General features: G+C 58.0%; 27 protein-coding genes and 1 tRNA gene. 21 read left to right on the forward strand and 7 right to left on the reverse strand.

Features of this window, described 5'->3' with window-relative positions; translation table 11 throughout:
• Positions 1–111: 111 nt before the first annotated feature.
• On the reverse strand, positions 112–1,458 hold the full coding sequence (locus AEQ67_RS22690) for an OprD family porin (protein WP_059406058.1): 1,347 nt from the start codon (positions 1,456–1,458) through the stop codon (positions 112–114).
• 903 nt (positions 1,459–2,361) lie between these two features.
• Here AEQ67_RS22690 and AEQ67_RS22695 point away from each other — a divergent pair.
• Positions 2,362–2,787 carry an HIT domain-containing protein gene (locus AEQ67_RS22695; protein WP_059406059.1) on the forward strand — a complete coding sequence of 142 codons (426 nt, stop codon included), beginning with the start codon at positions 2,362–2,364 and terminating at the stop codon, positions 2,785–2,787.
• A gap of 3 nt (positions 2,788–2,790) precedes the next feature.
• Entirely contained in the window at positions 2,791–2,997 is a 207-nt protein-coding gene (locus AEQ67_RS22700; protein ID WP_056741397.1) for a SlyX family protein, read from the forward strand.
• Between the two features lie 216 nt (positions 2,998–3,213).
• Here AEQ67_RS22700 and AEQ67_RS36610 read toward each other — a convergent pair whose 3' ends face one another.
• Positions 3,214–3,816 carry a cold-shock protein gene (locus AEQ67_RS36610; RefSeq protein WP_059406060.1) on the reverse strand — a complete coding sequence of 201 codons (603 nt, stop codon included), beginning with the start codon at positions 3,814–3,816 and terminating at the stop codon, positions 3,214–3,216.
• A 308-nt stretch (positions 3,817–4,124) separates the two neighbouring features.
• Here AEQ67_RS36610 and AEQ67_RS22710 point away from each other — a divergent pair, with 308 nt between their 5' ends.
• The 19 genes from AEQ67_RS22710 to nadA all read left to right on the forward strand — a co-directional run bounded on the left by AEQ67_RS22710 (position 4,125) and on the right by nadA (position 19,279).
• Positions 4,125–4,595, forward strand: coding sequence for a Dps family protein (locus AEQ67_RS22710; protein ID WP_059406061.1), 471 nt, complete (start codon positions 4,125–4,127; stop codon positions 4,593–4,595).
• Positions 4,596–4,854: 259 nt separating this feature from the next.
• Entirely contained in the window at positions 4,855–5,193 is a 339-nt protein-coding gene (locus tag AEQ67_RS22715; RefSeq protein ID WP_059406062.1) for a ribbon-helix-helix domain-containing protein, read from the forward strand.
• 137 nt (positions 5,194–5,330) lie between these two features.
• On the forward strand, positions 5,331–5,552 hold the full coding sequence (locus AEQ67_RS22720) for an FmdB family zinc ribbon protein (protein WP_010457489.1): 222 nt from the start codon (positions 5,331–5,333) through the stop codon (positions 5,550–5,552).
• Positions 5,553–5,674: 122 nt separating this feature from the next.
• Positions 5,675–7,450, forward strand: coding sequence for an aspartate--tRNA ligase (aspS, locus tag AEQ67_RS22725; protein WP_059406063.1), 1,776 nt, complete (start codon positions 5,675–5,677; stop codon positions 7,448–7,450).
• A gap of 121 nt (positions 7,451–7,571) precedes the next feature.
• Complete coding sequence (locus tag AEQ67_RS22730) at positions 7,572–8,318, forward strand: YebC/PmpR family DNA-binding transcriptional regulator (RefSeq protein ID WP_059406064.1); 747 nt, start codon at positions 7,572–7,574, stop codon at positions 8,316–8,318.
• Positions 8,319–8,452: 134 nt separating this feature from the next.
• Positions 8,453–8,977: a crossover junction endodeoxyribonuclease RuvC gene (gene ruvC / locus AEQ67_RS22735; RefSeq protein ID WP_059406065.1), complete on the forward strand. Its 525-nt coding sequence runs from the start codon at positions 8,453–8,455 to the stop codon at positions 8,975–8,977.
• A 115-nt stretch (positions 8,978–9,092) separates the two neighbouring features.
• Positions 9,093–9,710 carry a Holliday junction branch migration protein RuvA gene (gene ruvA, locus AEQ67_RS22740; RefSeq protein ID WP_007897033.1) on the forward strand — a complete coding sequence of 206 codons (618 nt, stop codon included), beginning with the start codon at positions 9,093–9,095 and terminating at the stop codon, positions 9,708–9,710.
• Entirely contained in the window at positions 9,711–10,772 is a 1,062-nt protein-coding gene (gene ruvB / locus AEQ67_RS22745) for a Holliday junction branch migration DNA helicase RuvB (protein ID WP_059406066.1), read from the forward strand.
• Positions 10,773–10,899: 127 nt separating this feature from the next.
• Entirely contained in the window at positions 10,900–11,367 is a 468-nt protein-coding gene (gene ybgC / locus AEQ67_RS22750) for a tol-pal system-associated acyl-CoA thioesterase (RefSeq protein ID WP_059406067.1), read from the forward strand.
• Positions 11,357–12,052, forward strand: a complete 696-nt coding sequence (gene tolQ / locus AEQ67_RS22755) for a protein TolQ (protein ID WP_046049659.1) — start codon at positions 11,357–11,359, stop codon at positions 12,050–12,052. The genes ybgC and tolQ overlap by 11 nt, the downstream gene beginning before the upstream one ends.
• Positions 12,053–12,075: 23 nt before the next feature.
• Positions 12,076–12,528 carry a protein TolR gene (gene tolR / locus AEQ67_RS22760; protein ID WP_161807482.1) on the forward strand — a complete coding sequence of 151 codons (453 nt, stop codon included), beginning with the start codon at positions 12,076–12,078 and terminating at the stop codon, positions 12,526–12,528.
• On the forward strand, positions 12,528–13,607 hold the full coding sequence (gene tolA, locus AEQ67_RS22765; RefSeq protein ID WP_059406068.1) for a cell envelope integrity protein TolA: 1,080 nt from the start codon (positions 12,528–12,530) through the stop codon (positions 13,605–13,607). Before tolR ends, tolA begins: the two co-directional genes overlap by 1 nt.
• A gap of 29 nt (positions 13,608–13,636) precedes the next feature.
• Positions 13,637–14,905, forward strand: coding sequence for a Tol-Pal system beta propeller repeat protein TolB (gene tolB, locus AEQ67_RS22770; RefSeq protein WP_236710397.1), 1,269 nt, complete (start codon positions 13,637–13,639; stop codon positions 14,903–14,905).
• Positions 14,906–14,957: 52 nt separating this feature from the next.
• Positions 14,958–15,455, forward strand: coding sequence for a peptidoglycan-associated lipoprotein Pal (gene pal / locus AEQ67_RS22775; RefSeq protein ID WP_003178634.1), 498 nt, complete (start codon positions 14,958–14,960; stop codon positions 15,453–15,455).
• Positions 15,456–15,461: 6 nt separating this feature from the next.
• Entirely contained in the window at positions 15,462–16,301 is an 840-nt protein-coding gene (ybgF, locus tag AEQ67_RS22780; RefSeq protein WP_059406070.1) for a tol-pal system protein YbgF, read from the forward strand.
• Between the two features lie 166 nt (positions 16,302–16,467).
• Positions 16,468–17,115, forward strand: a complete 648-nt coding sequence (queE, locus tag AEQ67_RS22785; RefSeq protein WP_059406078.1) for a 7-carboxy-7-deazaguanine synthase QueE — start codon at positions 16,468–16,470, stop codon at positions 17,113–17,115.
• A 1-nt stretch (position 17,116) separates the two neighbouring features.
• A complete protein-coding gene (gene queC, locus AEQ67_RS22790) occupies positions 17,117–17,809 on the forward strand; it encodes a 7-cyano-7-deazaguanine synthase QueC (RefSeq protein ID WP_059406071.1) in 693 nt (230 codons plus the stop codon).
• Between the two features lie 63 nt (positions 17,810–17,872).
• Positions 17,873–17,948 (forward strand) — tRNA-Lys (locus AEQ67_RS22795).
• A gap of 272 nt (positions 17,949–18,220) precedes the next feature.
• Positions 18,221–19,279 (forward strand): quinolinate synthase NadA, encoded by a 1,059-nt coding sequence (gene nadA, locus AEQ67_RS22800; RefSeq protein WP_059406072.1) that lies wholly within the window; start codon positions 18,221–18,223, stop codon positions 19,277–19,279.
• Between the two features lie 94 nt (positions 19,280–19,373).
• Here the strand turns inward: nadA and AEQ67_RS22805 are convergent, their stop codons facing one another.
• The 5 genes from AEQ67_RS22805 to gcvP form a co-directional block, all read right to left on the reverse strand.
• The gene (locus tag AEQ67_RS22805) at positions 19,374–19,862 is read right to left on the reverse strand and encodes an RDD family protein (protein WP_059406073.1); all 489 of its coding nucleotides are present in this window, start codon (positions 19,860–19,862) and stop codon (positions 19,374–19,376) included.
• Between the two features lie 96 nt (positions 19,863–19,958).
• Positions 19,959–20,171 carry a cold-shock protein gene (locus AEQ67_RS22810; protein ID WP_003175786.1) on the reverse strand — a complete coding sequence of 71 codons (213 nt, stop codon included), beginning with the start codon at positions 20,169–20,171 and terminating at the stop codon, positions 19,959–19,961.
• Between the two features lie 403 nt (positions 20,172–20,574).
• A complete protein-coding gene (gene gcvT, locus AEQ67_RS22815) occupies positions 20,575–21,699 on the reverse strand; it encodes a glycine cleavage system aminomethyltransferase GcvT (protein WP_059406074.1) in 1,125 nt (374 codons plus the stop codon).
• Between the two features lie 39 nt (positions 21,700–21,738).
• Positions 21,739–23,115, reverse strand: a complete 1,377-nt coding sequence (locus tag AEQ67_RS22820) for an L-serine ammonia-lyase (RefSeq protein ID WP_059406075.1) — start codon at positions 23,113–23,115, stop codon at positions 21,739–21,741.
• Positions 23,116–23,278: 163 nt separating this feature from the next.
• Positions 23,279–25,398, reverse strand: a 2,120-nt coding sequence (gene gcvP, locus AEQ67_RS22825) for an aminomethyl-transferring glycine dehydrogenase (protein ID WP_059406079.1), incomplete at its 5' end; no start/stop codon positions are given.

Here is a 25,398-nt window from a genome sequence, read left to right on the forward strand (position 1 = left end):
AAGTCAGGCATTTGTGGCAAGAGTCAGTTTTTTTAAGCGTAAAGCAGCAGTCAAAAAAAAGGCCCATCCGAAGATGGGCCTTTTTTATACGTGCTAACTAAGCCACTGCGATTACAAAACCGACAGCGGGTAGTCGACGATGAAACGGAACTCTTTCACGTCGCCTTCGCCTTCGTCAGCGTTAGCGAAGTGCCATGCTTGACGAATACGGAAGGAAAGGTCTTTTGCCGGGCCAGTCTGAACAACGTACTTGGCTTCGAAGTTGGTTTCGTTGTGCTTGCCATCTTCACCGTACAGGCCGGTGTATGCGCTGCCTGCCGGAGTTTTGGTGCCGTCGATGTCCCAACCTTTCACGTAACGGGTCATGAAGCTCAGACCAGGAACGCCATACTCAGCCATCTTCAGGTCGTAACGGACCTGGGCAGACTTCTCGCCAGGGGCGTTGAAGTCAGAGTATTGGATGGAGTTGGCGAGGAAGATCGAGTCGCCGCCGCGGTTGTTCTTGCCGATACCGATGTAGTCGAACGGCGTGTCACCGTTAACCTTCTGGAAGGCGACAGTGATGGTGTGTGCTTTCAGGAACGAGAAAGCAGCTGCCAGGGAGTAGGCGGTGTTGCTGATATCGCCTGCTTTAGCGTCACCGGTATCGGTGGTGCGGTAGATGTTACCGTCCAGGTTAACCGACTCATCGCCACCCATTGGGATGGTGTAGTTCAGGTTGGCGTAGTACTGGTTCCAGATGTCTTCCAGCTTGGCGCCGTACAGCGATGCGCTCAGGTTGTCAGTGAGGCCGTACTTGCCACCGAAATAGTCGATGGAGTTGGCTTGCACGCCAGCGTAGGTTGCGAACAGATCGCCGTCACGGGCGTTTTTGTCCTGGCTGGTACCGGAGTAGAAGTGACCGGCTTCGAGGTCAAGGTCTTTGACTTCGCTGCTCTGCAGTTGGAAACCGCTGGCAGTTTGAGGAAGGATACGGGAACCGCCAACAGCAAACACTGGAGCAGTGCTTGGCTGCATGTCGCCGAATTTCAGCTCGGTTTTGGAAACGCGGAATTTAACGGCTGCGCCGGCTTTACCCTGGCTGTCGTTGACGTCGCGGCCGCCGTTAGCGTTAACGGTGTCGCTACGGCTCATGTTACCCGAGCCGGAAGTGCCATCGCCGCCATCCAGTTTGATGGCCAGGTAACCGAATGCATCAACGCCAACGCCGATCAGGCCCTGGGTGTAACCAGAGCTGAAGTTGCCCCAAATACCTTGGGTCCAGTCTTTGACGTCGCGAGCGCCATCTTTGTTGTCACGGTTGAAGTAGTAGTTGCGAACCAGCAAGTTCAACTTGGCGTCGTCAACAAAACCCTTGGCTTCAGCCTGGTCACTTACAAAAGGTGCGGCCGTAGCCATTTGAGTACTGGCTGCTGCTGCAACTGCCAGTGCGATCATGCTCCACTTCATCACGCGCATCGTGATTTGCTCCTTTGGTTTTAGAAGAGTACTGCCGTCCCACCTGTTTTATTATCTGGGCGGCTCTTTCTTTTTGTGTCGGCGCAAACTTATATCACGCCGACCATGTTGGCGATACTTGCGGATCTAACCTTTCGGCTTCTTTACGACCCTGTCGCAAACAGCTTGGTAGATGTCGCAAATTTACAGCCCCGACGCAAGCGGGCTGACAACTTTAGCGCTGTTTTCCAGGGCTTGAGCGTCGGTAAAAAGAGTCCCTGGTGAAACGTTTGAATCTCCATCGGGCAACCCTGCCACTGTTTTTATTTGCCGTAAGGCTTCCACTTCCAGCGGACGCTTTACAGGCGATGTGGGTGTGAATGCAACAAGCGTGCACAAATCAGTAATCTGCTGCTGTTTTTTTCTGACGGCCTGCCTGCAGCTGTAAAAACCTCATAAAACCGGGGGTTTCAAGCACCTTTTGTTCGGGCTTGACGCCATGGTTTGCATCGTGTTTCACCCTCCTGGCCGGCAGGGTGACAACCAAAAACGTTACCGGTTCACCCCTCCAGTGAGTAAATGGCGGATGTCCGAACGACTCAGCGTAGACGCACTGTGCGGTTTTGGTGCAAAAAATCTTAATCGCTGTACTGAATTCATACAGTGGGGCCACCTGGCAGATTTGAACACATCGTTGCTAATCAGTCATTTCGGCGTGGTTTGTGAAGTGATTGGTTCTGTAATGGTGCGCTCAGGCAAAAAATGTCTCATGTCGGGGCGTTCGCGGGTTTTCATGCCGATTTGGCAGCGGTTCGTCGTGAAGCAAGCGGCGATCGCAGGTATGCTGCCGTCCTGTCGCTTGGTACGCCGTCTCTCGAGAGGGGCGCTAAGCTGAAAAATGATGACCCGCCGGGAGTGCGCGCAGTGTTCGCTTTAGATCCACGACTTCAACAAGACACGCTACCGATCGGGGATTTCCCACTCTGCCGGCTGCTGTTGTCCAACGATTCGAACTACCCCTGGTTCATCCTGGTGCCACGCCGCGAGGATATCAGTGAGATATTTCAGTTGGGTGTCGCAGATCAACAGCAGCTGTGGCAGGAATCGACCGCTCTGGCGCAACTGCTCAAGGACTTGTTCGACGCGGACAAGATGAATGTCGCAGCGTTGGGTAACGTCGTCAGTCAGTTACACATGCATGTGATTGTGCGCAAGCGTGAGGACGCCGCCTGGCCAGCCCCGGTCTGGGGCAAGTACCCGGCCAAGCCTTACACGGCAGAGCAGGTCGCGGCGATTCACGAGCGGCTGCGGCGGGTGTTGACCGAAGATTTCACGTTTGTGGAGGGTTGAATCATGAGCCTGGAAGATCGCGTTACCGATCTGGAGAGTCAGTTGGCGTTTCAGGATGACACCATCCAGGCATTGAGTGATGTGCTGGCGACCCAGCAGCGTGCGGTTGAGCGCCTGCAACTGCAAATGGCGGCATTGCTCAAGCGGCAAGAAGAAATGGCCGGTCAATTCGAGACGTTCGAAGAAGAGGCGCCGCCGCCTCATTATTAAGTCATAACGCTCGACCTGTAGGAGCGAGCTTGCTCGCGAAGAACGTTAACGATGACGGTTTTCAACAGGATAAAACGCGGTGCCTGTGGGTCCATCGCGAGCAAACTCGCTCCTACATTGACCGTGAACAGCATTACGGCCATTGCCCGGCATTAAAAGCCGCGCAATAAAAAACCGCGAACAGCCAGGCTGTTCGCGGTTTTTTTTAGCCTGGAATCAGCGTCGCGGCAATGCGGCGATCACGTCTTCGGCTTGCAGACCCTTGTCACGATTCATGACGGAGAACTCAACGCGCTGGCCTTCGACCAGGACACGGTGACCTTCGCCGCGAATGGCGCGGAAATGCACGAAAATATCATCGCCGGAATCACGGGAAATAAAGCCGAAGCCTTTAGAGGTGTTGAACCACTTGACGGTGCCGGTATCGCGGTTGCTCATGTCATAGCTTGGCGAGGCGGCGGCCGGTGAAGATTTGTAGAAGCTGATGGCCAGGTGCAGAAGAACGGCGATCAGGGCAGCGACCAGGCTGAACAGAACGGCAGGTTGACCGGCGATGACAGGCATCGGCGCGAGCAGCGTCAAGGTTTGCAGGACGACAGTCAGGACCAGCAGGGCGCTGACCAGGTTCTGCAATTGATGACGCGGGCCTTTGTTCCAGTAAGGGATAACAGGAGCGAGGGTGAGGTTAAGCAGGCCGAAAAAGGCCAGGTAAAGCGCATCGGGTTGTTGCAGGTATGGAACAGCTTCGGATCGCAGGCTAGGGATGAAGGACAGCAGCAGGGCCGCTGCGCCCATTAGCAGGTGGACGATTTTCAACATTTTGATTAACTCACGTTAAGACGGATCACAAGGAAGAGCTGATGAGGCACGGTTCGCTTCAGAACAATAAGAGGCGTTGAGCACGTACCTGGTATCAGCCTATGCGCAGCGCCCGGAAAAATAGGTGCTAGCGACACACTGCTATTTAACAGCAAAGCCGCAGGCTACTCAAATCAAGGAGTCCAGCGGTGCACCGGGGGCGATTTGTCGCAGCTTGCCGGGTCATCCAGGGCTGCAGCGTGGCGGCAGGCTTGCTAGAGTGGTCCTGCACCTGTTGGATGAATTTTCATCACCTTTAGGGGAAAAGCATGGCAATCGATATCGGTATCAGTGAAGAGGATCGCAAGTCCATTGTTGATGGGCTTTCGCGTCTGCTGTCGGACACTTATGTACTTTATTTGAAAACCCATAACTTCCATTGGAACGTCACCGGTCCCATGTTTCGGACCTTGCACCTGATGTTCGAGGAGCAATACAACGAGTTGGCCCTGGCCGTCGATTCGATTGCCGAGCGCATTCGTGCTCTCGGATTTCCTGCCCCCGGTGCCTATTCTATTTATGCGCAGCTTTCTTCCATTAAGGAAGAAGCAGGTGTGCCCAGCGCCGAAGACATGATCAAACAACTTGTCGAGGGCCAGGAAGCGGTCACGCGTACGGCGCGCGGGATCTTTCCATTGCTCGACAAAGTCAGCGACGAGCCCACCGCCGACCTGCTGACCCAGCGCATGCAGGTTCACGAGAAAACCGCGTGGATGCTGCGTTCACTGCTGGATCAATAACCCTGTCAGTGCGCGAACGACGTCTATCAGGCGTTGTTCGCCCGCTGTCCTATTTCGCTTGTACTGTTGAGTGATCTTGCGCCTGGCTGTGTAGGAAAACGGCCGGAGTAGGACGCTCTCCACGATCCGCCCTCAGTTGTTGGCTTATCCTACGTTGATGGTCATAAAGTCATCTGGATATAACTTTGCGCCTGCGTTTTTATAAGAATCAGAACATGGCTCTTGTAAAAACCAGGGATGGCAAAGGAGTGTCGACGGTATGGTTTATGAAACCAGGAAAAGCGAGGGTCGGATCGGTCCACTTAAGGATATAAGGATTGACCCATTTGTCAGCGAGTTCGATATGGGGCTGGCCCAGCCTCTGTCTCGATCAGTACGCTTGAATGGCTTTGCCACGTGTTTGCGACTTGAACAGGTGTATTGGGATATTTTGGGCGAAATGGCCAGGATCAATTGCTGCTCGGTCAGTGCGCTGTTGTCCCACGTCGACCGCGAGGTGCATCTGCGTCACGGCGGGGTGAAAAATTTCAGCGGGCTGGTGCGGGTTGTCTGCGTTGTGCACAGCTTGAAGGAAGGGAGTTGCATCGTCATGGCGTAGCCGTTGGCGGTGGAAAGGGCAGAGTGTCGGTCTGTGCAGTCTTACGGCTGCACAGGCTGCATTTAATGGATATAATCCCGCTCTTTGCCGCAAAACCCTGCGTTTACGGTAGCAATCTGATCGCCGAGACAACCCCCATGCCGATGTACGACTATCAATGTGCTTCCTGTGGTCATCAGTTGGAAGCCATTCAAAAGATCAGCGCAGCACCGCTGGTCGACTGCCCTGCCTGCCAGGCGCCAGAGCTTAAAAAGATGCTGTCCATGCCGGGCTTCCGCCTTAGCGGCACCGGCTGGTACGAAACCGATTTCAAGACCGGTTCAAAGAAGAACCTGGCCGGCGGCGACAAAGCTGACTAGGGTCTAGAGCCTGAGTTGAACGACACGTGCGAGTTTTTGCATCATCCAGCACCTCTCTTGAGGGCGGGGCTGGTGCAGGATCTCCAACCGAATTTCGAATTACGAGAAGTGAAACCACGACCATGATGCGCAGCCATTATTGCGGCCAACTGAACGAAGCCCTGGAAGGCCAGGAAATTACCCTTTGCGGATGGGTTCACCGTCGCCGTGACCACGGTGGGGTGATTTTCCTCGATATCCGTGATCGTGATGGTCTGGCCCAGGTGGTGTTCGACCCGGACCGCGCTGAAACCTTCGCCGTCGCCGACCGCGTGCGCAGCGAATATGTGGTCAAGGTCACCGGCAAGGTGCGTCTGCGTCCGGCCGGTGCCACCAACGCCAACATGGCGTCGGGCATGATCGAAGTGCTGGGTTACGAACTGGAAGTACTGAACGAAGCGGAAACCCCGCCGTTCCCGCTCAACGAGTACTCCGACGTCGGCGAAGAAACCCGCCTGCGCTATCGCTTCCTCGACCTGCGTCGCCCGGAAATGCTCGAGAAGCTGCGTCTGCGTTCGCGCATGACCACCAGCATCCGTCGCTACCTGGACGAGAACGGCTTCCTCGACGTCGAGACGCCGATCCTGACCCGTGCGACCCCGGAAGGCGCTCGCGACTACCTGGTGCCGAGCCGAACCCACGCCGGTTCCTTCTTCGCCTTGCCGCAATCGCCACAGCTGTTCAAGCAACTGCTGATGGTCGCCGGCTTCGATCGTTACTATCAGATCGCCAAGTGCTTCCGCGATGAAGACCTGCGTGCCGACCGTCAGCCTGAGTTCACTCAGATCGACATCGAAACCAGCTTCCTCGATGAAAAAGACATCATCGGCATCACCGAAGGCATGATCCGCAACCTGTTCAAGGAAGTGCTGGATCTGGAGTTCGGTGAATTCCCGCACATGACTTACGAAGAGGCCATGCGCCGTTACGGTTCCGACAAGCCGGACCTGCGTAACCCGCTGGAACTGGTCGACGTTGCCGACCAACTGAAAGAAGTCGATTTCAAAGTGTTCAGCGGCCCGGCCAACGACCCGAAATGCCGCATTGCCGCGTTGCGCGTTCCTGGCGGCGCGAGCATGCCGCGCAAGCAAATCGACGACTACACCAAGTTCGTCGGCATCTACGGTGCCAAGGGCCTGGCGTACATCAAGGTCAACGAACGCGCCAAAGGCGTCGAAGGCCTGCAATCGCCTATCGTCAAGAACATCCCTGAAGCCAACCTCAATGTGATCCTCGATCGCGTTGGCGCGGTTGATGGCGACATCGTGTTCTTCGGTGCCGACAAAGCCAAGATCGTCAGCGAAGCCCTGGGTGCACTGCGGATCAAGGTCGGCAACGACCTGGACCTGCTGACCTGCAAGTGGGCGCCGATGTGGGTCGTCGACTTCCCGATGTTCGAAGAGAACGACGACGGCAGCTTCACCGCCTTGCACCACCCGTTCACCGCGCCGAAGTGCACCCCGGAAGAACTCGAAGCCAACCCGGCAACTGCTCTGTCCCGTGCCTACGACATGGTCCTGAACGGCACCGAGCTGGGTGGCGGTTCGATCCGTATCCACCGCAAGGAAATGCAGCAGACGGTGTTCCGCCTGCTGGGTATCAATGAAGCGGAACAGGAAGAGAAATTCGGCTTCCTGCTCGACGCCCTGAAGTATGGCGCGCCGCCGCACGGTGGCCTGGCCTTCGGCCTGGACCGTCTGGTGATGCTGATGACCGGCGCCCAGTCGATCCGTGAAGTGATCGCGTTCCCGAAAACCCAGAGCGCGGCTGACGTCATGACTCAGGCTCCGGGCGCGGTAGATGCCAAGGCATTGCGCGAATTGCACATTCGTCTGCGCGAAACGCCAAAGGCTGAGTAAGACTGACCCTGAAGGCGCATCCTTATGGGATGCGCCTTTTTTATAGGTCGAGATTTTTTTCTTGCTGGCCTGCGCGATTAAGCGCGGCGGGCAATGTTTCAAAGAGAATTCGGAGCGAGATATGGCGGGTCATTCGAAGTGGGCGAACATCAAGCACCGCAAAGAACGTCAGGATGCCAAGAAGGGCAAGATTTTCACCAAGTGGATTCGTGAGCTGACCGTTGCTGCCCGTCAGGGTGGCGCCGATCCAGGCTCCAACCCGCGTCTGCGCCTGGCGCTGGACAAGGCGCTGGGTGCGAACATGAGCCGCGACATCATTGATCGCGCGGTCGCCCGCGGTGCCGGCGCTGCCGATACCGACGACATGGTCGAGCTGACCTACGAAGGCTACGGCCCGGGCGGCGTAGCGGTGATGGTCGAGTGCATGACCGACAACCGCAACCGCACCGCAGCCGCTGTTCGCCACGCGTTCAGCAAGTGCGGCGGCAACCTCGGGACTGACGGTTCGGTGGCCTACCTGTTCGAGCGCAAGGGGCAGATTTCCTTCGCGCCGGGTGTTGATGAAGACGCGTTGATGGAAGCGGCGATGGAAGCCGATGCCGATGACGTGGTGACCCACGAAGACGGTTCAATCGATGTGTTCACTTCGTTCGCCGGTTTCTACTCGGTGCGTAACGCGCTGGAAGCGGCCGGTTTCAAAGGTGATGACGCGGAAATCGTGATGTTGCCGACCACCAGTGCCGAACTGGATCTGGAAGGTGCCGAGAAGGTGCTCAAGCTGATCGACATGCTTGAAGACCTGGACGACGTGCAGAACGTCTATTCCAACGCGGACATTCCGGAGTCGGTCGCCGCTCAGCTAACCTGAATGCTACGCCCTCATTGTAGGAGCTGGCTTGCCAGCGAAGAGGCCCTTGAACTTGTACAAGTCATGAGGCCGCCTTCGCTGGCAAGCCAGCGCCTACAATTCCCTCGGACATTTGCATCAGCGTTGCAGGCGTTATGACTTTAATTCTTGGTATCGACCCCGGTTCGCGCATCACCGGATACGGCGTGGTACGCGATACCGGACGCGGCTGCGTTTACGTGGCGTCGGGTTGCATTCGCACAGGCTCCGGCGAGCTGCATGAGCGCCTGCAAATCGTCTATCGCGGCGTGCGCGAAGTCATCCAGACCTACGGCCCGGTCACCATGGGCATCGAAAAGGTGTTCATGGCGCGCAACGCCGACTCCGCGCTGAAACTCGGCCAGGCCCGTGGCGCCGCCATCGTCGCCGGCGCGGAAGAAGCCCTGGAAATCGCCGAGTACACCGCGACCCAGGTCAAGCAGGCGGTCACCGGCACCGGTGCGGCCAATAAAGAACAGGTGCAGATGATGGTCATGCACATGCTGAAACTGACCAGCAAGCCGCAAATCGATGCCTCGGACGCCCTGGCCATCGCCATTTGCCATGCTCACACCCGTTCCAGCCTGTTGCCCCATGGCCTGGGTACGGCACGCAGTCGTGGCGGGCGCCTGCGTCTCTGATAGCATCAGCAAGCATTTTTAGGGAATGAGGGTTTTGCGCCTGGGTTGTCGGCGCAAAACCCTTGTTCTTTCAGTCGCCAGCCGCAGCGCTGGCCAACGCTCAAGGATCTGAAACGTGATTGGACGCTTGCGCGGCACCCTGGCTGAGAAACAGCCGCCGCACCTGATTCTGGATGTAAACGGTCTGGGGTATGAGCTGGAAGTACCCATGACCACGCTGTATCGCTTGCCGTCGGTCGGTGAACCGCTGACCTTGCACACCCATTTGGTCGTACGCGAAGACGCGCAGTTACTCTATGGCTTCTTCGGCAAGCGTGAGCGAGACTTTTTCCGCGAGTTGATCCGTCTCAATGGTGTAGGTCCGAAATTGGCCCTGGCCTTGATGTCGAGCCTGGAAGTCGACGAGCTGGTCCGTTGCGTACAGTCCCAGGACACCTCGGCGCTGACCAAGGTGCCGGGCGTGGGCAAGAAGACTGCCGAGCGTTTGCTGGTGGAACTCAAGGACCGCTTCAAGGCCTGGGAAACCGTACCGGCGATGTTCGCCCTGGTGCCCAACCAGCCGGGTGGTCCGGATGCCCCGGCCCCGGTGGCGACGGCCGAAAATGACGCGGTCAGCGCGCTGATTTCCCTGGGCTACAAGCCTCAGGAAGCCAGCAAGGCGATTTCCGCGATCAAGGAGAAAGGTTTGAGCAGTGAAGACATGATTCGTCGTGCCCTGAAGGGAATGATCTAAGTGATTGAAGCTGATCGTCTGATTGCCGCCACGCCGGGCCCTCGCGACCGAGAGGAAGTCCAGGACCGGGCGATTCGTCCCGTCAGCCTGGCCGAATACATTGGCCAGCCGACCGTTCGCGAGCAGATGGAACTGTTCATTCAGGCCGCTCGCGGGCGCAATGAATCCCTGGACCACACGCTGATTTTCGGCCCGCCGGGTCTGGGTAAAACCACCCTGGCGAACATCATCGCCCAGGAAATGGGTGTTTCGATCAAAAGCACCTCGGGCCCTGTGCTTGAGCGTCCGGGCGACCTGGCCGCGCTGCTGACCAACCTTGAACCACACGACGTGCTATTCATCGACGAGATCCATCGGCTCTCGCCGATCGTCGAGGAAGTGCTGTACCCGGCGATGGAGGATTTCCAGCTCGACATCATGATCGGTGAAGGGCCGGCTGCGCGCTCGATCAAGCTCGATCTGCCGCCGTTCACCCTGGTGGGGGCGACGACGCGGGCCGGCATGCTGACCAACCCGTTGCGCGACCGCTTCGGGATCGTCCAGCGCCTGGAGTTCTACAACACCGCCGACCTGGCGACAATTGTCAGCCGTTCGGCGGCTATCCTCGGCTTGCCGCTGGACCCGGAAGGCGCTTTCGAAATCGCCCGTCGTGCCCGTGGTACGCCACGGATTGCCAACCGCTTGCTGCGCCGGGTGCGCGATTTCGCCGAGGTTCGCGCCAAGGGACACATCACCAAACCGATCGCCGACCTGGCCTTGAATCTATTGGATGTCGATGAACGTGGCTTCGATCACCAGGATCGACGTCTGTTGTTGACCATGATCGAGAAGTTCGACGGTGGTCCGGTCGGCGTGGACAGCCTGGCGGCTGCCATCAGCGAAGAGCGTCACACCATTGAAGACGTGCTGGAGCCGTACCTGATCCAACAGGGCTACATCATGCGCACGCCACGGGGGCGAGTGGTCACGCGGCATGCTTACCTGCATTTCGGTTTAAACATTCCGTCACGATTGGGCGAAATGCCCGTGGTAGACGAGTTCCTCGATGCAGTGGACGATTAATTCACCTTTGCGCGCTGATTTTTCGGGCATTGTGCTGTCCTAGGACCGTACTTTCGCGAGAAAGCCGCAGAACATTGAAAAACAGTTGCCTGGCCGGATTGGCAACCTGAGGAGTAAGCACTAGAGTATGCGCGCGCAAAACGGGCTTGAGCCTTTCGCACTTCGTTGTCGCGTTTATTACGAGGACACCGATGCGGGCGGCATCGTGTATTACGTTAATTACCTCAAGTTTATGGAACGGGCTCGAACCGAGCGGCTCCGGGAGCTGGGCTTTGCCCAATCCCAGCTGGCCGGGGAGGACCTGTTATTCGTCGTGCATTCCAGCGAAGCGCGCTACCACGCGCCGGCGCGACTGGACGACGAATTGCTGGTAAGCGCTGAAGTAATCGAATTGAACCGTGTCAGCCTGCGTTTCAAACAGCAGGTCAGGCGGGCTACGGATAATGCGCTGCTCTGCGAAGGGCAGTTTTTGGTGGCCTGTGTGCGCACTGACAGTTTAAAACCCCGGGCCATTCCCGAAGCTCTACGTGCGGCCTTTGCCGACGTGAGCGGCGCGGGTACACACTCAAAGCAGGAGATAAAGCGTGGAAGCTAACGTCGTCGACCATTCCTCCATGTGGAGCCTGGTCAGCAATGCCAGTATCGTGGTGCAACTGGTAATGCTGATCCTGGTAGCCGCATCGGTGACCTCATGGATCATGATCTTTCAGCGCAGCAACCTGCTGCGCGCCGGTCGACGTGCCCTGGAGAGCTTTGAAGAGCGCTTCTGGTCGGGTATCGACCTGTCCAAACTCTACCGTCAGGCTGGCAGCAACCCTGATCCGGATTCGGGCGTCGAGCAGATCTTCCGTGCCGGTTTCAAGGAGTTCTCCCGTCTGCGCCAGCAGCCAGGTGTTGATCCGGAAGCGGTCATGGAAGGTGTGGCCCGTGCCATGCGCGTCGCCATTTCCCGTGAAGAAGAAAAGCTCGAGCAGAGCCTGCCGTTCCTGGCCACCGTCGGCTCCGTCAGCCCGTACATCGGTCTGTTTGGTACGGTCTGGGGCATCATGAACTCCTTCCGTGGCCTGGCCACTGCCCAGCAAGCGACCCTGGCCACCGTGGCTCCCGGCATTGCCGAGGCACTGATTGCCACAGCGATCGGTCTGTTCGCAGCTATTCCGGCCGTTATTGCTTACAACCGTTTTGCTGCTCGCAGCGAAACCCTGCTGAGCCGTTACTACACCTTCGCCGATGAATTCCAGGCGATCCTGCACCGCAAAGTGCACACCAGCGAAGAATAAGCAGGTAATTTCCAATGGCTTTAATCGCTCGAGCTCGCAAAAAGCGCAAGCCGGTAGCCGAGATGAACGTGGTGCCTTACATCGACGTGATGCTGGTACTGCTGGTCATCTTCATGGTGACCGCGCCGATGCTCAATCAGGGCGTGAAAGTTGATCTGCCCAAGGTTTCCAGCGAAGCCTTGCCGCAAGACAACAACACCCAGGTCCTGACCATTTCGATCAAGGCTGACAAGACCTACTACTGGAACCTTGGCAGCGAAGTCGACACCGAAAAACAGCAGGACAAGGCCATGACCTTGCCGCAGATGACCGACGCCGTGACCAAGATCATTCGCGCAGGTACGGAAGGCGGCAAGCGGACCCAGGTGTTTATCCGCGGCGACAAGACCGTCGACTACGGTTCCGTCATGGGCGCCATGGGCGGATTGCAGAAAGCCGGGGTCGGTAATGTTGGCTTGATTACCGAGGCACCCTGATGCAGCAAATGCGAGAGCCGTCCGCCTCGGAAAGCTATTTCTGGCCTAGTGTCCTGGCGATTGTCTTGCACGTGCTGGTGTTCGGCATGCTGTTTGTCAGTTTCGCCTTCACGCCAGAGCTGCCGCCTGCCAAACCGATTGTCCAGGCGACCTTGTACCAGCTGAAATCGAAAAGTCGGGCGACCACCCAGACCAATCAGAAGATTGCGGGCGAAGCGCAGAAATCTGCCGCGCGTCAGACCGAAGTCGAACAGATGGAACAGAAGAAGATCGAACAGGAAGCGATCAAAGCCGCGGAACAAAAGAAGGAAGACGCGGCTCAAAAAGCCGAAGAATCCAAGAAGGCCGACGAGACGAAGAAAGCGGAAGAGGCAAAAAAGGCTGATGAAGCCAAGAAAGCCGATGAAGCGAAGAAGACCGCCGAAGCCAAAAAGGTCGAAGAGAAACAATTGGCTGATATAGCCAAGAAGAAAGCGGAAGAAGACGCCAAGAAAGCTGCTGAAGAAGAGGCCAAGAAAGCGGCCGCTGAAGAAGCGAAGAAAAAGATCGTAGAAGACGCGAAGAAGAAAGCCGCGGAAGACGCCAAGAAGAAATCTGAAGCTGAAGAGGCGAAGAAGAAAGTCGCCGAAGACGCGAAGAAGAAAGCTGCTGCCGATGCTGCGAAGAAAAAATCGCAGGAAGCGGCACGTAAATCCGCCGAAGACAAAAAGGCTCAGGCCCTGGCAGATTTGCTTTCCGACACGCCACAGCGTCAGCAAGCCTTGGCGGATGAGCAGGGTGACGAAGTCGCGGGTAACTTCGATGATCTGATTCGCTCGCGTGCATCAGAAGGTTGGGCGCAGCCACCGTCGGCTCGCAAGGGCATGAAAGTGATCCTGCAGATCAACATGCTGCCTGACGGAACGATCTCCGGCGTATCGGTTGCCCGTTCCAGTGGTGATGTGCCGTTCGACAGTTCAGCAGTAGCGGCAGTAAAAAATATTGGTCGTTTGACCGAAATGCAGGGTCTGAAGCCAGCTGATTTCGCACCCTATCGTTCATTCAAGATGACATTCACACCTGAGGATCTAGCCTTGTGAGAAACCTTCTTCGAGGACTGCTTGTAGTCATGTTCTGCTTTGCAGGCTTGGCCACGGCAGATGAAAAAAATATCCTGGTCAGCAGTGGCAGCTCCCAGGCAACTCCAATTGCCGTTGTGCCATTTGGTTTCCAGGGCGGCACCGTGCTGCCGGATGACATGGCCGAAATTATCGGTAACGACCTGCGCAACTCGGGTTACTACGCGCCGATTCCAAAGCAGAACATGATCAGCCAGCCGAGCCAGGCCAGCGAAATCATTTTCCGTGACTGGAAGGCTGTTGGCGCCCAGTACATCATGGTCGGCAGCATTGTTCCGGCGGGCGGTCGCCTGCAGGTCCAGTACGCACTGTTCAACGTCGCCACCGAGCAGCAAGTGCTGACCGGCAGCGTCTCGGGCAGCGTTGATCAACTGCGTGACATGGCGCACTACATCTCCGACCAGTCGTTCGAAAAACTCACCGGTATCAAAGGTGCGTTCTCGACTCGCCTGTTGTACGTGACCGCCGAGCGTTTCTCCGAGAAGAACACGCGCTACACGCTGCAACGTTCGGACTATGACGGTGCCCGCGCTGTGACGCTGCTGCAATCGCGCGAGCCGATCCTGTCGCCGCGTTTCGCACCGGATGGCAAGCGCATCGCTTATGTTTCGTTCGAGCAGAAGCGTCCGCGCATTTTCATGCAGAACATCGACACCGGTCGCCGTGAGCAGATCACTAACTTCGAAGGCCTGAATGGCGCGCCAGCATGGTCGCCGGATGGTCAGCGCCTGGCATTCGTACTGTCGAAAGACGGCAACCCGGACATCTATGTGATGAACCTGGGCTCGCGTCAGATCTCTCGTGTCACCAACGGTCCCGGCATCAACACCGAACCGTTCTGGGGTAAGGATGGTTCGACTATCTACTTCACCTCCGACCGTGGCGGCAAGCCACAGATCTACAAAACCAGCGTCGGTGGTGGCGGTGCGGAGCGTGTGACCTTCATTGGTAACTACAACGCCAACCCTAAATTGTCGGCTGACGAAAAGACCCTGGTCATGATTCACCGCCAGGACGGTTTCACCAATTTCAAGGTGGCGGCCCAGGATTTGCAGCGAGGTAGTGTAAAGATCCTCACTGATAGCACTCTGGACGAGTCGCCTACTGTCGCGCCCAACGGCACCATGGTAATCTACGCCACCCGCCAGCAGGGCCGGGGAGTCTTGATGCTCGTGTCCATTAATGGACGCGTAAGGCTCCCGCTTCCTACCGCACAAGGCGAAGTCAGAGAACCTTCCTGGTCCCCTTACCTGAACTGACGCGGCGCTATACGTTTTACTTAACACACTGGGGTTCATTAGGAGTTTCACGATGGAAATGCTGAAGTTTGGTAAATTTGCTGCGCTGGCTCTGGCCATGGCTGTAGCTGTAGGTTGCTCGTCCAAAGGCGGCGACAATGCCGGTGAAGGCGCTGTAGATCCAAACGCTGGTTACGGCGCAAACACTGGTGCAGTTGACGGCTCCCTGAGCGAAGAAGCTGCACTGCGCGCAATCACCACTTTCTACTTCGAATACGACAGTTCGGACCTGAAGCCAGAAGCCATGCGCGCTCTGGACGTTCACGCCAAAGACCTGAAAGCAAACGGCGCTCGCGTTGTTCTGGAAGGCAACACCGACGAACGTGGTACTCGTGAGTACAACATGGCACTGGGCGAGCGTCGTGCGAAAGCCGTTCAGCGTTACCTGGTACTGCAAGGTGTTTCCCCAGCTCAGCTGGAACTGGTTTCCTACGGCGAAGAGCGTCCAGTTGCTACCGGCAACGACGAGCAGTCCTGGGCTCAAAACCGTCGCGTCGAACTGCGTAAGTAATTCGTCATGCGAACGTGCCGTCGTGCTGTAACTGTTCTGGCTCTCAGTCTCGCACCGCTTGCGGTGTGGGCTGCGGTTCCTGTGGTCGATAACGATTCCGGCTATAACAATAGCGGGACCAGTTATCCGCCTGCGGGTTACGGTACGAACGGCGCCTATGCCGGGGGAGGGGTTTCGGCCCCTGTCTCGGCACAGGGCGAGCTGTTCAACCAGCTGCAATCCATGCAAGAGCAGATCTCACGCCAACAGGGTGTGATTGAAGTTCTGCAAAATGAAGTAGCGCGCATGAAGCAAGAGAACCTGGAGCGATATCAGGATCTTGATCGGCGCATAGGAACCGGCGTTGCACCAGCCGCGACTCCTGAAAATTCTTCCACCGGTGGCAATTTGAACGCCCCCGGTGCAGCAGCCGGCGCAGGTGCAGGAGCGGCAGCCGCTCAAGCACCCGCCGCGGGTAGCGAGCCAGCTGATCCGGCGAAGGAAAAACTGTACTACGATGCAGCCTTCGACCTGATCAAAGCCAAGGATTTCGACAAGGCCAGCCAGGCTTTTGCCGCATTCCTGCGCAAGTACCCGAACAGCCAATACGCGGGCAACGCCCAGTATTGGTTGGGCGAAGTGAACCTGGCCAAAGGCGATCTGCAAGGTGCAGGTCAGGCATTTGCCAAGGTTTCGCAGCTGTACCCCAAGCACCCTAAAGTGCCTGATTCGCTGTACAAGCTCGCTGATGTAGAACGCCGCCTGGGTCATACCGACAAGGTCAAAGGCATTCTGCAGCAGGTTGTGTCCCAGTATCCGGGCACTTCCGCCGCTCAGCTGGCCCAGCGCGATCTGCAGAAAATGTAAGGCTGCTTGACCTGTTTCGAAGAAACCCGCGCTTGTCGCGGGTTTTTTCGTTAGAATTCACGCCCTTTTTATGAAACACGCTTTTTGGGATCTGCGCGGTGGCGGGGTTCCTTGAAGTGCCTGACGGAGGCGGACAGCCTGTTTAGCTGTTATGCCCGTGGCGACTATGCAAGACACATTGAGAATTACCGAAGTTTTTTACTCGTTGCAGGGTGAAACGCGGACTGCCGGGCTGCCCACTGTTTTTGTGCGCCTGACCGGTTGCCCATTGCGCTGCCAGTATTGCGACAGCGCCTACGCGTTCACCGGTGGCACCATTCGCCCACTCGACGACATCCTCGAGCAAGTGGCCGGTTTTCGTCCGCGTTATGTCTGTGTCACCGGCGGCGAGCCGTTGGCGCAGCCCAACGCCATTCCACTACTCAAGCGGTTGTGTGATGCCGGTTACGAAGTGTCACTGGAAACCAGTGGTGCGCTCGACATCTCGGCTGTAGATTCTCGGGTCAGTCGCGTCGTCGACCTGAAAACCCCAGGTTCGAAAGAAGCGCATCGCAACCGCTACGAGAACATCGAACTGCTCACGCCCAACGACCAGGTGAAGTTTGTCATCTGCTCGCGGGAAGACTACGACTGGGCCGTGTCCAAACTGATCCAGTACGGTCTTGATCGACGTGCCGGCGAAGTCCTGTTCTCACCAAGTCACCATGATCTCAATGCTCGGGACCTGGCTGACTGGGTGGTGGCTGACAACCTGCCTGTGCGTCTGCAATTGCAGCTGCATAAATATCTTTGGAATGACGAGCCGGGGCGCTGATATGACAGAACAACTGAACACTGCAGAAAAACGTGCGGTCATCCTGCTGTCCGGTGGTCTGGACTCTGCAACAGTTGTGGCCATGGCTCGTGCTGAAGGCTACAGCTGCTACACCATGAGCTTCGATTACGGCCAGCGCTCTCACGCCGAATTGCACGCCGCCGCCCGTGTCGCTCGCGACCTGGATGTGGTTGAACACAAGGTGATCGGCCTGAACCTGAACGGTATCGGCGGTTCGGCATTGACCGACACCAGCATCGACGTGCCGGAAGAAGCAGGCGAAGGTATTCCGGTGACTTACGTGCCGGCACGCAACACCGTTTTCTTGTCCCTGGCGTTGGGCTGGGCTGAAGTGCTCGGCGCTCGCGACATCTTTATCGGGGTGAACGCGGTGGATTACTCCGGTTACCCGGACTGCCGTCCCGAGTTTATCGAATCCTTCGAGCGCATGGCCAATCTGGCGACCAAGGCCGGTGTCGAGGGCAATGGTTTCCGCATCCAGGCACCGCTGCAAAACCTCAGCAAGGCGCAGATCGTTCAGGCGGGCGTGAAGCTTGGTGTCGATTACGGCCTGACCGTTTCCTGCTATCAGGCGGACGATAACGGCCGTGCATGCGGCAAATGCGACAGCTGCCGCCTGCGTGCTGAAGGCTTCGCGGCAGCCGGAATCAGCGACCCAACACCTTATTTTTGATTTATTTCAAATTAGGTGTTGAATAGTCCTTAGAAATCAGTATTATACGCGCCACCACACAGCGGGTCGTTAGCTCAGTTGGTAGAGCAGTTGGCTTTTAACCAATTGGTCGTAGGTTCGAATCCCACACGACCCACCATTTTTGTAGCAGTTTTAAAAGTCTGGAAGGCCCACGCAAGTGAGGATTTCCGGATTTTTTTTTGCCCGCGATTTAAGGTTGGCCCGAGCAAGGGCTGCACCGCATGGCGCAGGTCAGAATCATCTTTTGCATCAACCGGATATTCTGTAGCCTTGCGCAGCTCCAACGTTATCCGTGCCTGATGATACTCACTCTCCCGGCGGTGCCCTGAAGGGTCCGGAGCCGGGTGTATACTCGACTTTCGCGCGAACACGCCTGCAGGTCTTGCGAACATGACGCAGATTTCCGAACGCCTTCTGGTTCAAGCCCCCCTCGCCGCCAAGCAGCCCAAGCCGCTGACAGCCGAGGAAGAGGCCTATTACCGCGCCGCCATTGCTGCCGAGCTCAAGGCTCAGGACGCGGTGCTGGTTGCCCACTTCTATTGTGATCCGGTGATTCAGGCCCTGGCCGAAGAAACCGGTGGTTGTGTCTCCGACTCGCTGGAGATGGCCCGCTTCGGCAACGCCCATCCGGCCAAGACCGTGGTGGTCGCCGGTGTGAAGTTCATGGGCGAGACCGCCAAGATCCTCAACCCTGAAAAGCGCGTGCTGATGCCGACCCTGGAAGCGACCTGCTCCCTGGATCTGGGTTGCCCGGTCGATGAATTCTCGGCGTTTTGCGATCAGCACCCGGAGCGCACGGTGGTGGTGTATGCCAACACCTCGGCAGCGGTCAAAGCCCGGGCGGATTGGGTGGTGACTTCCAGTTGCGCGCTGGAGATTGTCGAAAGCCTGATGGATAACGGCGAAACCATTATCTGGGGCCCGGACAAACACCTGGGCACCTATATCCAGCGCCAGACCGGTGCGGACATGCTGCTGTGGGACGGTGCCTGCATCGTTCACGAAGAGTTCAAGTCCAAGCAGCTTGAAGACATGAAAGCGCTGTACCCGGACGCCGCGATTCTGGTGCACCCGGAATCGCCGACCTCAGTGATTGAACTGGCCGATGCCGTCGGCTCGACCAGTCAGTTGATCGCGGCGGCGCAGAGCCTGCCAAACAAGACGCTGATCGTCGCCACCGACCGCGGCATCTTCTACAAGATGCAGCAGCTGTGCCCGGACAAGGTCTTCATCGAGGCGCCAACGGCCGGTAACGGCGCTGCATGCCGCAGTTGCGCACACTGCCCGTGGATGGCGATGAATACGCTTGAGCGCCTGCTGAAGAGCTTGAAGGAAGGGGCGAACGAGATCTTTGTTGATCCGGCGTTGATTCCGCAGGCGATTCGGCCGTTGAAGCGGATGCTGGATTTCACCCAGGCAGCGCGGATGAAGTTGGCCGGTAACGCTTAAGAGCAAAATCAAAAGATCGCAGCCTTCGGCAGCTCCTACAGGGATTTGTGCACCTGTAGGAGCTGCCGAAGGCTGCGATCTTTTTTTGTGGGCGCTACTTTTGTTTCTTCGGAATCCGTACCAGCTGGGTATTGGAGTACATGTCGTGCCAGCTGCGTTTCTGCTTGTCGAACAGCGACCAGATGAATCCCAACCCAACGCACAGCAAAGATGCAATCGACACCACAAAGCGCAGCAGCGCCTGCCACAGGCTGATGGATGAGCCGTCGGCGTTCTGCACGCGGATGCACCACACCTGCATGCCCAGGGTCTGGCCGGACCAGGTCCAGAACTTGGCGAAGAAACCGAACAGCACAAACAGCAGCACCGTCGACAGCAATGGATCGCCGTCCAGCGCGCCGGCCTCGGTCAGGGTGCGCATTTTGTCTTCGCCGATGATCGCCATCTGAATCATCTTGTAGACGCCGCTGGTAACGATCAGCAGGGCGGTACACAGCAGGAAGTCATAGAACATCGCTGCCAGACGACGACCCAGGCCAGCGGCAGGAAATTCGCCTTGGGGTTTGAGCAGGTGTTTCGACATGGCGGCCTCTGGACGGAAAAAGAAGCCATTTTACGTATTTACGCGCACAAAAAAGCCCCTGATGTCAGCATCAGGGGCTTTTTCGTTACAGAAGATTTAGGCTTCTGCTTGTACTTCGTCAGCCTGCATGCCTTTCTGGCCTTGCACAGCAACGAAAGTCACTTTCTGGCCTTCTTTCAGGCTCTTGAAGCCGTTGCCCTGAATAGCGCGGAAATGCACGAACAGATCCGGACCGCTTTCTGGAGTGATAAAACCAAAACCTTTCTCGTCGTTAAACCACTTGACGGTACCGCTCTGACGTTGGGACATTTCTTATTTCCTTTGACGCAAAAATTAATGACAGTCTCCTTCTCATGAAAGAGTACTGGGGCTGGTTGCAGGAGAGTAAGAAGACGCCGAACGGGATGTAGCTAACTTGTAGGCTACTGCCCAGGTCACGATTCCAAGCGACCCATGCAAACACAGTGAACAAACTCTACGCCAACTACGGGAGAAAAAACAAGCCCTGTGAAAGGCCCGGATTTGCTCACGTTGGTCGTATCGTATGGCAACTAGTGCTGGCTTATGCGATGGGCGTGTTCAATTGTTTTCGATCGTTATAAGCAACGTTCATAAACGAAGCTTAGAACCAAAGTGATGCACTGTTTTATGGCGATTGCGTTACACATTAGTGCACTGTTAACGCAATCGCGTTACTTATAGAAACAGTCAATCAGCCACGATAGTAGCGTTGTGGAACAAATGGCATTTTGCTTACAAGCAAAGGCACCTTTTTCCCACGAACGATGGCCCAGACCGGTGTTTCCAAAGCGATATAAGCACTGTCGAGGTAACCCATCGCCAGAGGGCCGCCGAGGGTCGGGCCAAAGCCGCCGCTGCACACGCTACCGATGATGTCGCCTGCTTCGTTGACGATTTCTGCGCCTTCACGTACCGGTGTGCGTTCCTGAGGCAGCAGGCCAACGCGCTTGCGGCTGACGCCACCTTGTTGCTGAGTGAACACAGTTTCGGCGCCCGGGAAACCGCCAGCACGCGCGCCATCGGCACGACGTGGCTTGGAGATGGCCCACAGCAGGCTTGCTTCGATCGGGGTGGTTTCGGTGTTCATGTCGTGGCCGTAGAGGCACAGGCCGGCTTCCAGGCGCAGGGAGTCGCGAGCGCCAAGGCCGATGGCCGCTACTTCCGGTTCGGCCAGCAGTGCGCGAGCCAGGGCTTCGGCATTGGCGGCCGGTACGGAGATTTCGAAACCGTCTTCGCCGGTGTAACCCGAACGGCTGACAAAGCAATCCACGCCCAGCAGTTTCACCCGAGCGAATTGCATGAACGTCATCTTCGACACTTCAGGCGCCAGGCGTGCAAGCACGGTGACCGCAGCCGGGCCTTGCAGGGCCAGCAGCGCGCGTTCTTCGAACAGCGGCTCGATAGTGCACTGATCGCCAATGTGCTGTTGCAGGTGCGCCAGGTCCTGATCCTTGCACGCGGCGTTGACCACCAGGAACAGTTCGTCGTTGCCGAGGTTGGCGACCATCAAGTCGTCGAGGATGCCACCGGTCTCGTTGGTGAACATGGCGTAGCGCTGCATGCCGACTGGCAGGTCGATGATGTCCACCGGCACCAGGGTTTCCAGGGCCTTGGCGGCATTGGCACCGGTCAGGCGGATCTGGCCCATGTGCGAGACATCGAACAGCCCGGCTTGCTCACGGGGGTGCTGGTGTTCTTTCATCACGCCCAGCGGGTATTGCACCGGCATGTCGTAGCCGGCGAACGGCACCATGCGGGCGCCGAGTTCGATGTGCAGTGCATGCAGCGGGGTTTTCGACAATTGTTCGGTGGACATATTCAGCTCCTGAAAATGATGCAGATGCAGGGGAGTGCATCAGCACTCGATAATGTTGACCGCCAAACCGCCACGGGCGGTTTCCTTGTATTTGCTTTTCATGTCGGCGCCGGTCTGGCGCATGGTGCGGATGACCTTGTCGAGGGAGACGAAATGCTGACCGTCGCCACGCAGGGCCATGCGCACGGCATTGATCGCCTTGACCGAACCCATGGCGTTACGCTCGATGCAAGGCACTTGCACCAGCCCGCCGATCGGGTCGCAGGTCAGGCCGAGGTTGTGTTCCATGCCGATTTCCGCGGCGTTTTCCACTTGTTGTACGGTGCCGCCCAGCACTTCGCACAAGGCGCCGGCCGCCATGGAGCAGGCAACGCCGACTTCACCCTGACAGCCGACTTCGGCGCCGGAGATCGAGGCGTTTTCTTTATAGAGAATGCCGATGGCCGCCGCCGTCAGCAGAAAGCGCACGACCCCATCTTCATTGGCGCCGGGAATGAAGCGCATGTAGTAATGCAAAACCGCCGGGACGATTCCCGCCGCACCGTTGGTGGGCGCAGTGACGACACGTCCGCCGTTGGCGTTTTCTTCGTTGACCGCCAACGCGTAGAGGTTGACCCAGTCCAGCACCGACAGCGGATCGCGTAGCGAAGATTCCGGGTTCTTGCACAATTGCCGATGCAGCGCTGCCGCACGGCGTTTGACCTTCAAGCCACCGGGCAGGATGCCTTCGTTGCGGCAACCCGCCGCGACGCAGTCCTGCATCACTTGCCAGATTTTCAGCAGGCCGGCGCGGGTTTCCGCTTCCGGGCGCCAGGCGCTTTCGTTGGTCAACATCACCTGGCTGATCGACAAACCGCAGGTGGTGCAGTGACTGAGCAAGTCCTTGGCGCTTTTGAACGCAAAGGTCAGGGGCGTGGCGTCTTCGACGATGCGGTCGGCGCCGGCGGCGTCTTCATCGACGACAAAGCCGCCGCCGACCGAGTAGTACTCGCGGCTGCGAATTTGCAGGCCAGCGGCGTCGAACGCGCGGAAGATCATGCCGTTGGGGTGATAGGCCAACGGTTTGCGGATCATCGCCAGGTGCAGCTTTTCATTGAATTCGATGGCGTGCTCACCGAGCAGGTTCAGACGACCGCTGCTGCGAATTTCGTGCAGGCGGGCGGCGACGGTTTCGGTGTTCACGGTGTCCGGGTGTTCGCCTTCCAGGCCCAGCAACACAGCCTTGTCGCTGCCGTGGCCTTTGCCGGTGGCGCCGAGCGAGCCGTAGAGCTCGACTTTGACGCAGGTCGTTGCAGGCAGCAGCCCTTCACGGCGCAGACCTTCGACGAAACGTGCAGCGGCACGCATCGGGCCGACGGTGTGGGAGCTGGAGGGGCCGATACCAATCTTGAACAGGTCGAACACGCTTAACGACATGGTTGTTCTCCGGTTTTCTTGTTATGAGGAGCACCCCGAATTTGTAGGAGCGAGGCTTGCCCGCGAAGCTTTTAGCGACCTTGAAGGCCTCTTCGCGGGCAAGCCTCGCTCCTACAGAGGGAGTGGCGTCCTGGTGGGGGCGAGTAAACCCGCCCCCTATAGATCAAGCGTAGCTTTCGATCGACGGGCAAGCGCAAACCAGGTTGCGATCGCCGAACACGTTGTCGACGCGACCGACCGGCGGCCAGTATTTGCCTTCGATCAGCGACGCTACCGGGTAAACCGCTTGCTCACGGCTGTACGGATGCGTCCACTCGCCGACGATTTCCGCCGCGGTGTGCGGGGCGTTTTTCAGCGGGTTGTCGTCCTTGTCCAGCGTGCCGTTTTCCACCGCGCGGATTTCTTCGCGGATGCGGATCATGGCGTCGCAGAAGCGGTCGAGTTCTTCTTTGGATTCGCTTTCGGTCGGCTCGATCATCAGCGTGCCGGCCACCGGGAACGACATGGTCGGGGCGTGGAAACCGAAGTCGATCAGGCGCTTGGCGACGTCATCGACGCTGATGCCGCTGCTGTCTTTCAGCGGGCGCAAATCGAGGATGCATTCGTGCGCGACCAGGCCGTTGCTGCCGGTGTAGAGCACTGGGTAGTGCTCTTCGAGGCGCCGGGAAATGTAGTTGGCATTGAGGATCGCCAGTTGCGAAGCACGTTTGAGACCGGCGCCACCCATCATCCGAATGTACATCCAGGTGATCGGCAAAATGCTCGCGCTGCCGAACGGTGCGGCGCAGACCGCGCCTTCCTTGCGGTCCATTTGCGCGTGGCCCGGCAGGAACGGCGTCAGGTGCGATTTCACGCCAATCGGGCCAACGCCCGGGCCGCCACCGCCGTGCGGGATGCAGAAGGTTTTGTGCAGGTTCAGGTGGCTCACGTCGCCGCCGAACTTGCCCGGCGCGCAGAGGCCGACCATCGCGTTCATGTTGGCGCCGTCGATGTACACCTGGCCGCCGTGGTCGTGAATGATGCCGCAGATTTCGCGGATGCCTTCTTCGAACACGCCGTGGGTCGACGGGTAAGTGATCATCAGCGCGGCGAGGTGTTCGCGGTGCTCGATGGCCTTGGCGCGCAGGTCTTCGATGTCGACGTTGCCGCGGGCATCGCATGCCGTCACAACGACGCGCATGCCGGCCATGTTGGCGGTGGCCGGGTTGGTGCCATGGGCCGAGGACGGGATCAGGCAGATGTCGCGGCGGTCTTCGCCACGGCTCTGGTGGTAGGCACGAATCGCCAAGAGGCCGGCGTATTCACCCTGGGAACCGGCGTTCGGTTGCAGGCTGATCGCGTCGTAACCGGTGGCGGCGCAGAGCATCGCTTCCAGCTCGTCGGTCAGCTGCTGGTAACCGGCGCTTTGCTCGGCCGGGGCGAACGGGTGCAGAGCGCCGAATTCGGCCCAGGTTACCGGGATCATTTCGCTGGCGGCGTTGAGTTTCATGGTGCACGAACCCAGCGGGATCATGGTGCGATCCAGCGCCAGGTCCTTGTCGGCGAGCTTGCGCAGGTAGCGCATCAGCTCGGTTTCCGAGTGGTAACGGTTGAATACCGGGTGGCTGAGGATTGGCGATTGGCGCACCAGTTCGGCCGGGATTGTACTTTGAACTGTTGTCGCCAATGCCGCGAAGTCCGGCAGCGCTTTACCGTCGGCCAGCAGCGCCCACAGGGTTTCCACGTCAGCTTGCGACGTGGTTTCGTCGAGGGACAGGCCCAGACGTTCGCCATCGATTACGCGTAGGTTGATCTGCTGCGCGCGCGCCTGCTCGTGCAGCGCGGCGGTGTTAGCGCCGGTGTTGATCGTCAGGGTGTCGAAGAAGCTGGTTTGCTCAACTTGCAAACCGAGGGCGCTCAAGCCTTGGGCCAGGATCGCGGTCAGGTGGTGCACGCGGTTGGCGATCTGCGTCAGGCCTTTCGGGCCGTGGTACACGGCGTACATGCTGGCGATATTGGCCAACAGCACTTGCGCGGTGCAGATGTTCGACGTGGCTTTCTCACGACGGATGTGTTGCTCGCGAGTCTGCATCGCCAGGCGCAGGGCCGGCTTGCCAAAACGGTCGACGGAGACGCCGACCAGACGGCCCGGCATGTCGCGCTTGAACGCATCTTTCGTCGAGAAGTACGCGGCGTGCGGGCCACCAAAACCCAGCGGCACGCCAAAACGCTGCGCGCTGCCGATGGCCACGTCGGCGCCGAATTCGCCCGGCGGGGTCAACACGGTCAGGGCCAGCAAATCGG

Source organism: Pseudomonas sp. RIT-PI-q (genome assembly GCF_001297125.1).
Lineage (GTDB): Bacteria > Pseudomonadota > Gammaproteobacteria > Pseudomonadales > Pseudomonadaceae > Aquipseudomonas.

What these genes read in the sequence shown, in the direction of transcription:
- AEQ67_RS22690 (WP_059406058.1), bottom strand. Translation starts at nt 1,458, where the DNA reads ATGCGCGTGATGAAGTGGAGCATGATCGCACTGGCAGTTGCAGCAGCA.
- AEQ67_RS22700 (WP_056741397.1), top strand. Translation starts at nt 2,791, where the DNA reads ATGAGCCTGGAAGATCGCGTTACCGATCTGGAGAGTCAGTTGGCGTTT.
- AEQ67_RS36610 (WP_059406060.1), bottom strand. Translation starts at nt 3,816, where the DNA reads ATGTTGAAAATCGTCCACCTGCTAATGGGCGCAGCGGCCCTGCTGCTG.
- AEQ67_RS22710 (WP_059406061.1), top strand. Translation starts at nt 4,125, where the DNA reads ATGGCAATCGATATCGGTATCAGTGAAGAGGATCGCAAGTCCATTGTT.
- AEQ67_RS22715 (WP_059406062.1), top strand. Translation starts at nt 4,855, where the DNA reads ATGGTTTATGAAACCAGGAAAAGCGAGGGTCGGATCGGTCCACTTAAG.
- AEQ67_RS22720 (WP_010457489.1), top strand. Translation starts at nt 5,331, where the DNA reads ATGCCGATGTACGACTATCAATGTGCTTCCTGTGGTCATCAGTTGGAA.
- aspS (WP_059406063.1), top strand. Translation starts at nt 5,675, where the DNA reads ATGATGCGCAGCCATTATTGCGGCCAACTGAACGAAGCCCTGGAAGGC.
- AEQ67_RS22730 (WP_059406064.1), top strand. Translation starts at nt 7,572, where the DNA reads ATGGCGGGTCATTCGAAGTGGGCGAACATCAAGCACCGCAAAGAACGT.
- ruvC (WP_059406065.1), top strand. Translation starts at nt 8,453, where the DNA reads ATGACTTTAATTCTTGGTATCGACCCCGGTTCGCGCATCACCGGATAC.
- ybgC (WP_059406067.1), top strand. Translation starts at nt 10,900, where the DNA reads ATGCGCGCGCAAAACGGGCTTGAGCCTTTCGCACTTCGTTGTCGCGTT.
- tolA (WP_059406068.1), top strand. Translation starts at nt 12,528, where the DNA reads ATGCAGCAAATGCGAGAGCCGTCCGCCTCGGAAAGCTATTTCTGGCCT.
- tolB (WP_236710397.1), top strand. Translation starts at nt 13,637, where the DNA reads ATGTTCTGCTTTGCAGGCTTGGCCACGGCAGATGAAAAAAATATCCTG.
- pal (WP_003178634.1), top strand. Translation starts at nt 14,958, where the DNA reads ATGGAAATGCTGAAGTTTGGTAAATTTGCTGCGCTGGCTCTGGCCATG.
- ybgF (WP_059406070.1), top strand. Translation starts at nt 15,462, where the DNA reads ATGCGAACGTGCCGTCGTGCTGTAACTGTTCTGGCTCTCAGTCTCGCA.
- queE (WP_059406078.1), top strand. Translation starts at nt 16,468, where the DNA reads ATGCAAGACACATTGAGAATTACCGAAGTTTTTTACTCGTTGCAGGGT.
- queC (WP_059406071.1), top strand. Translation starts at nt 17,117, where the DNA reads ATGACAGAACAACTGAACACTGCAGAAAAACGTGCGGTCATCCTGCTG.
- nadA (WP_059406072.1), top strand. Translation starts at nt 18,221, where the DNA reads ATGACGCAGATTTCCGAACGCCTTCTGGTTCAAGCCCCCCTCGCCGCC.
- AEQ67_RS22805 (WP_059406073.1), bottom strand. Translation starts at nt 19,862, where the DNA reads ATGTCGAAACACCTGCTCAAACCCCAAGGCGAATTTCCTGCCGCTGGC.
- AEQ67_RS22810 (WP_003175786.1), bottom strand. Translation starts at nt 20,171, where the DNA reads ATGTCCCAACGTCAGAGCGGTACCGTCAAGTGGTTTAACGACGAGAAA.
- gcvT (WP_059406074.1), bottom strand. Translation starts at nt 21,699, where the DNA reads ATGTCCACCGAACAATTGTCGAAAACCCCGCTGCATGCACTGCACATC.
- AEQ67_RS22820 (WP_059406075.1), bottom strand. Translation starts at nt 23,115, where the DNA reads ATGTCGTTAAGCGTGTTCGACCTGTTCAAGATTGGTATCGGCCCCTCC.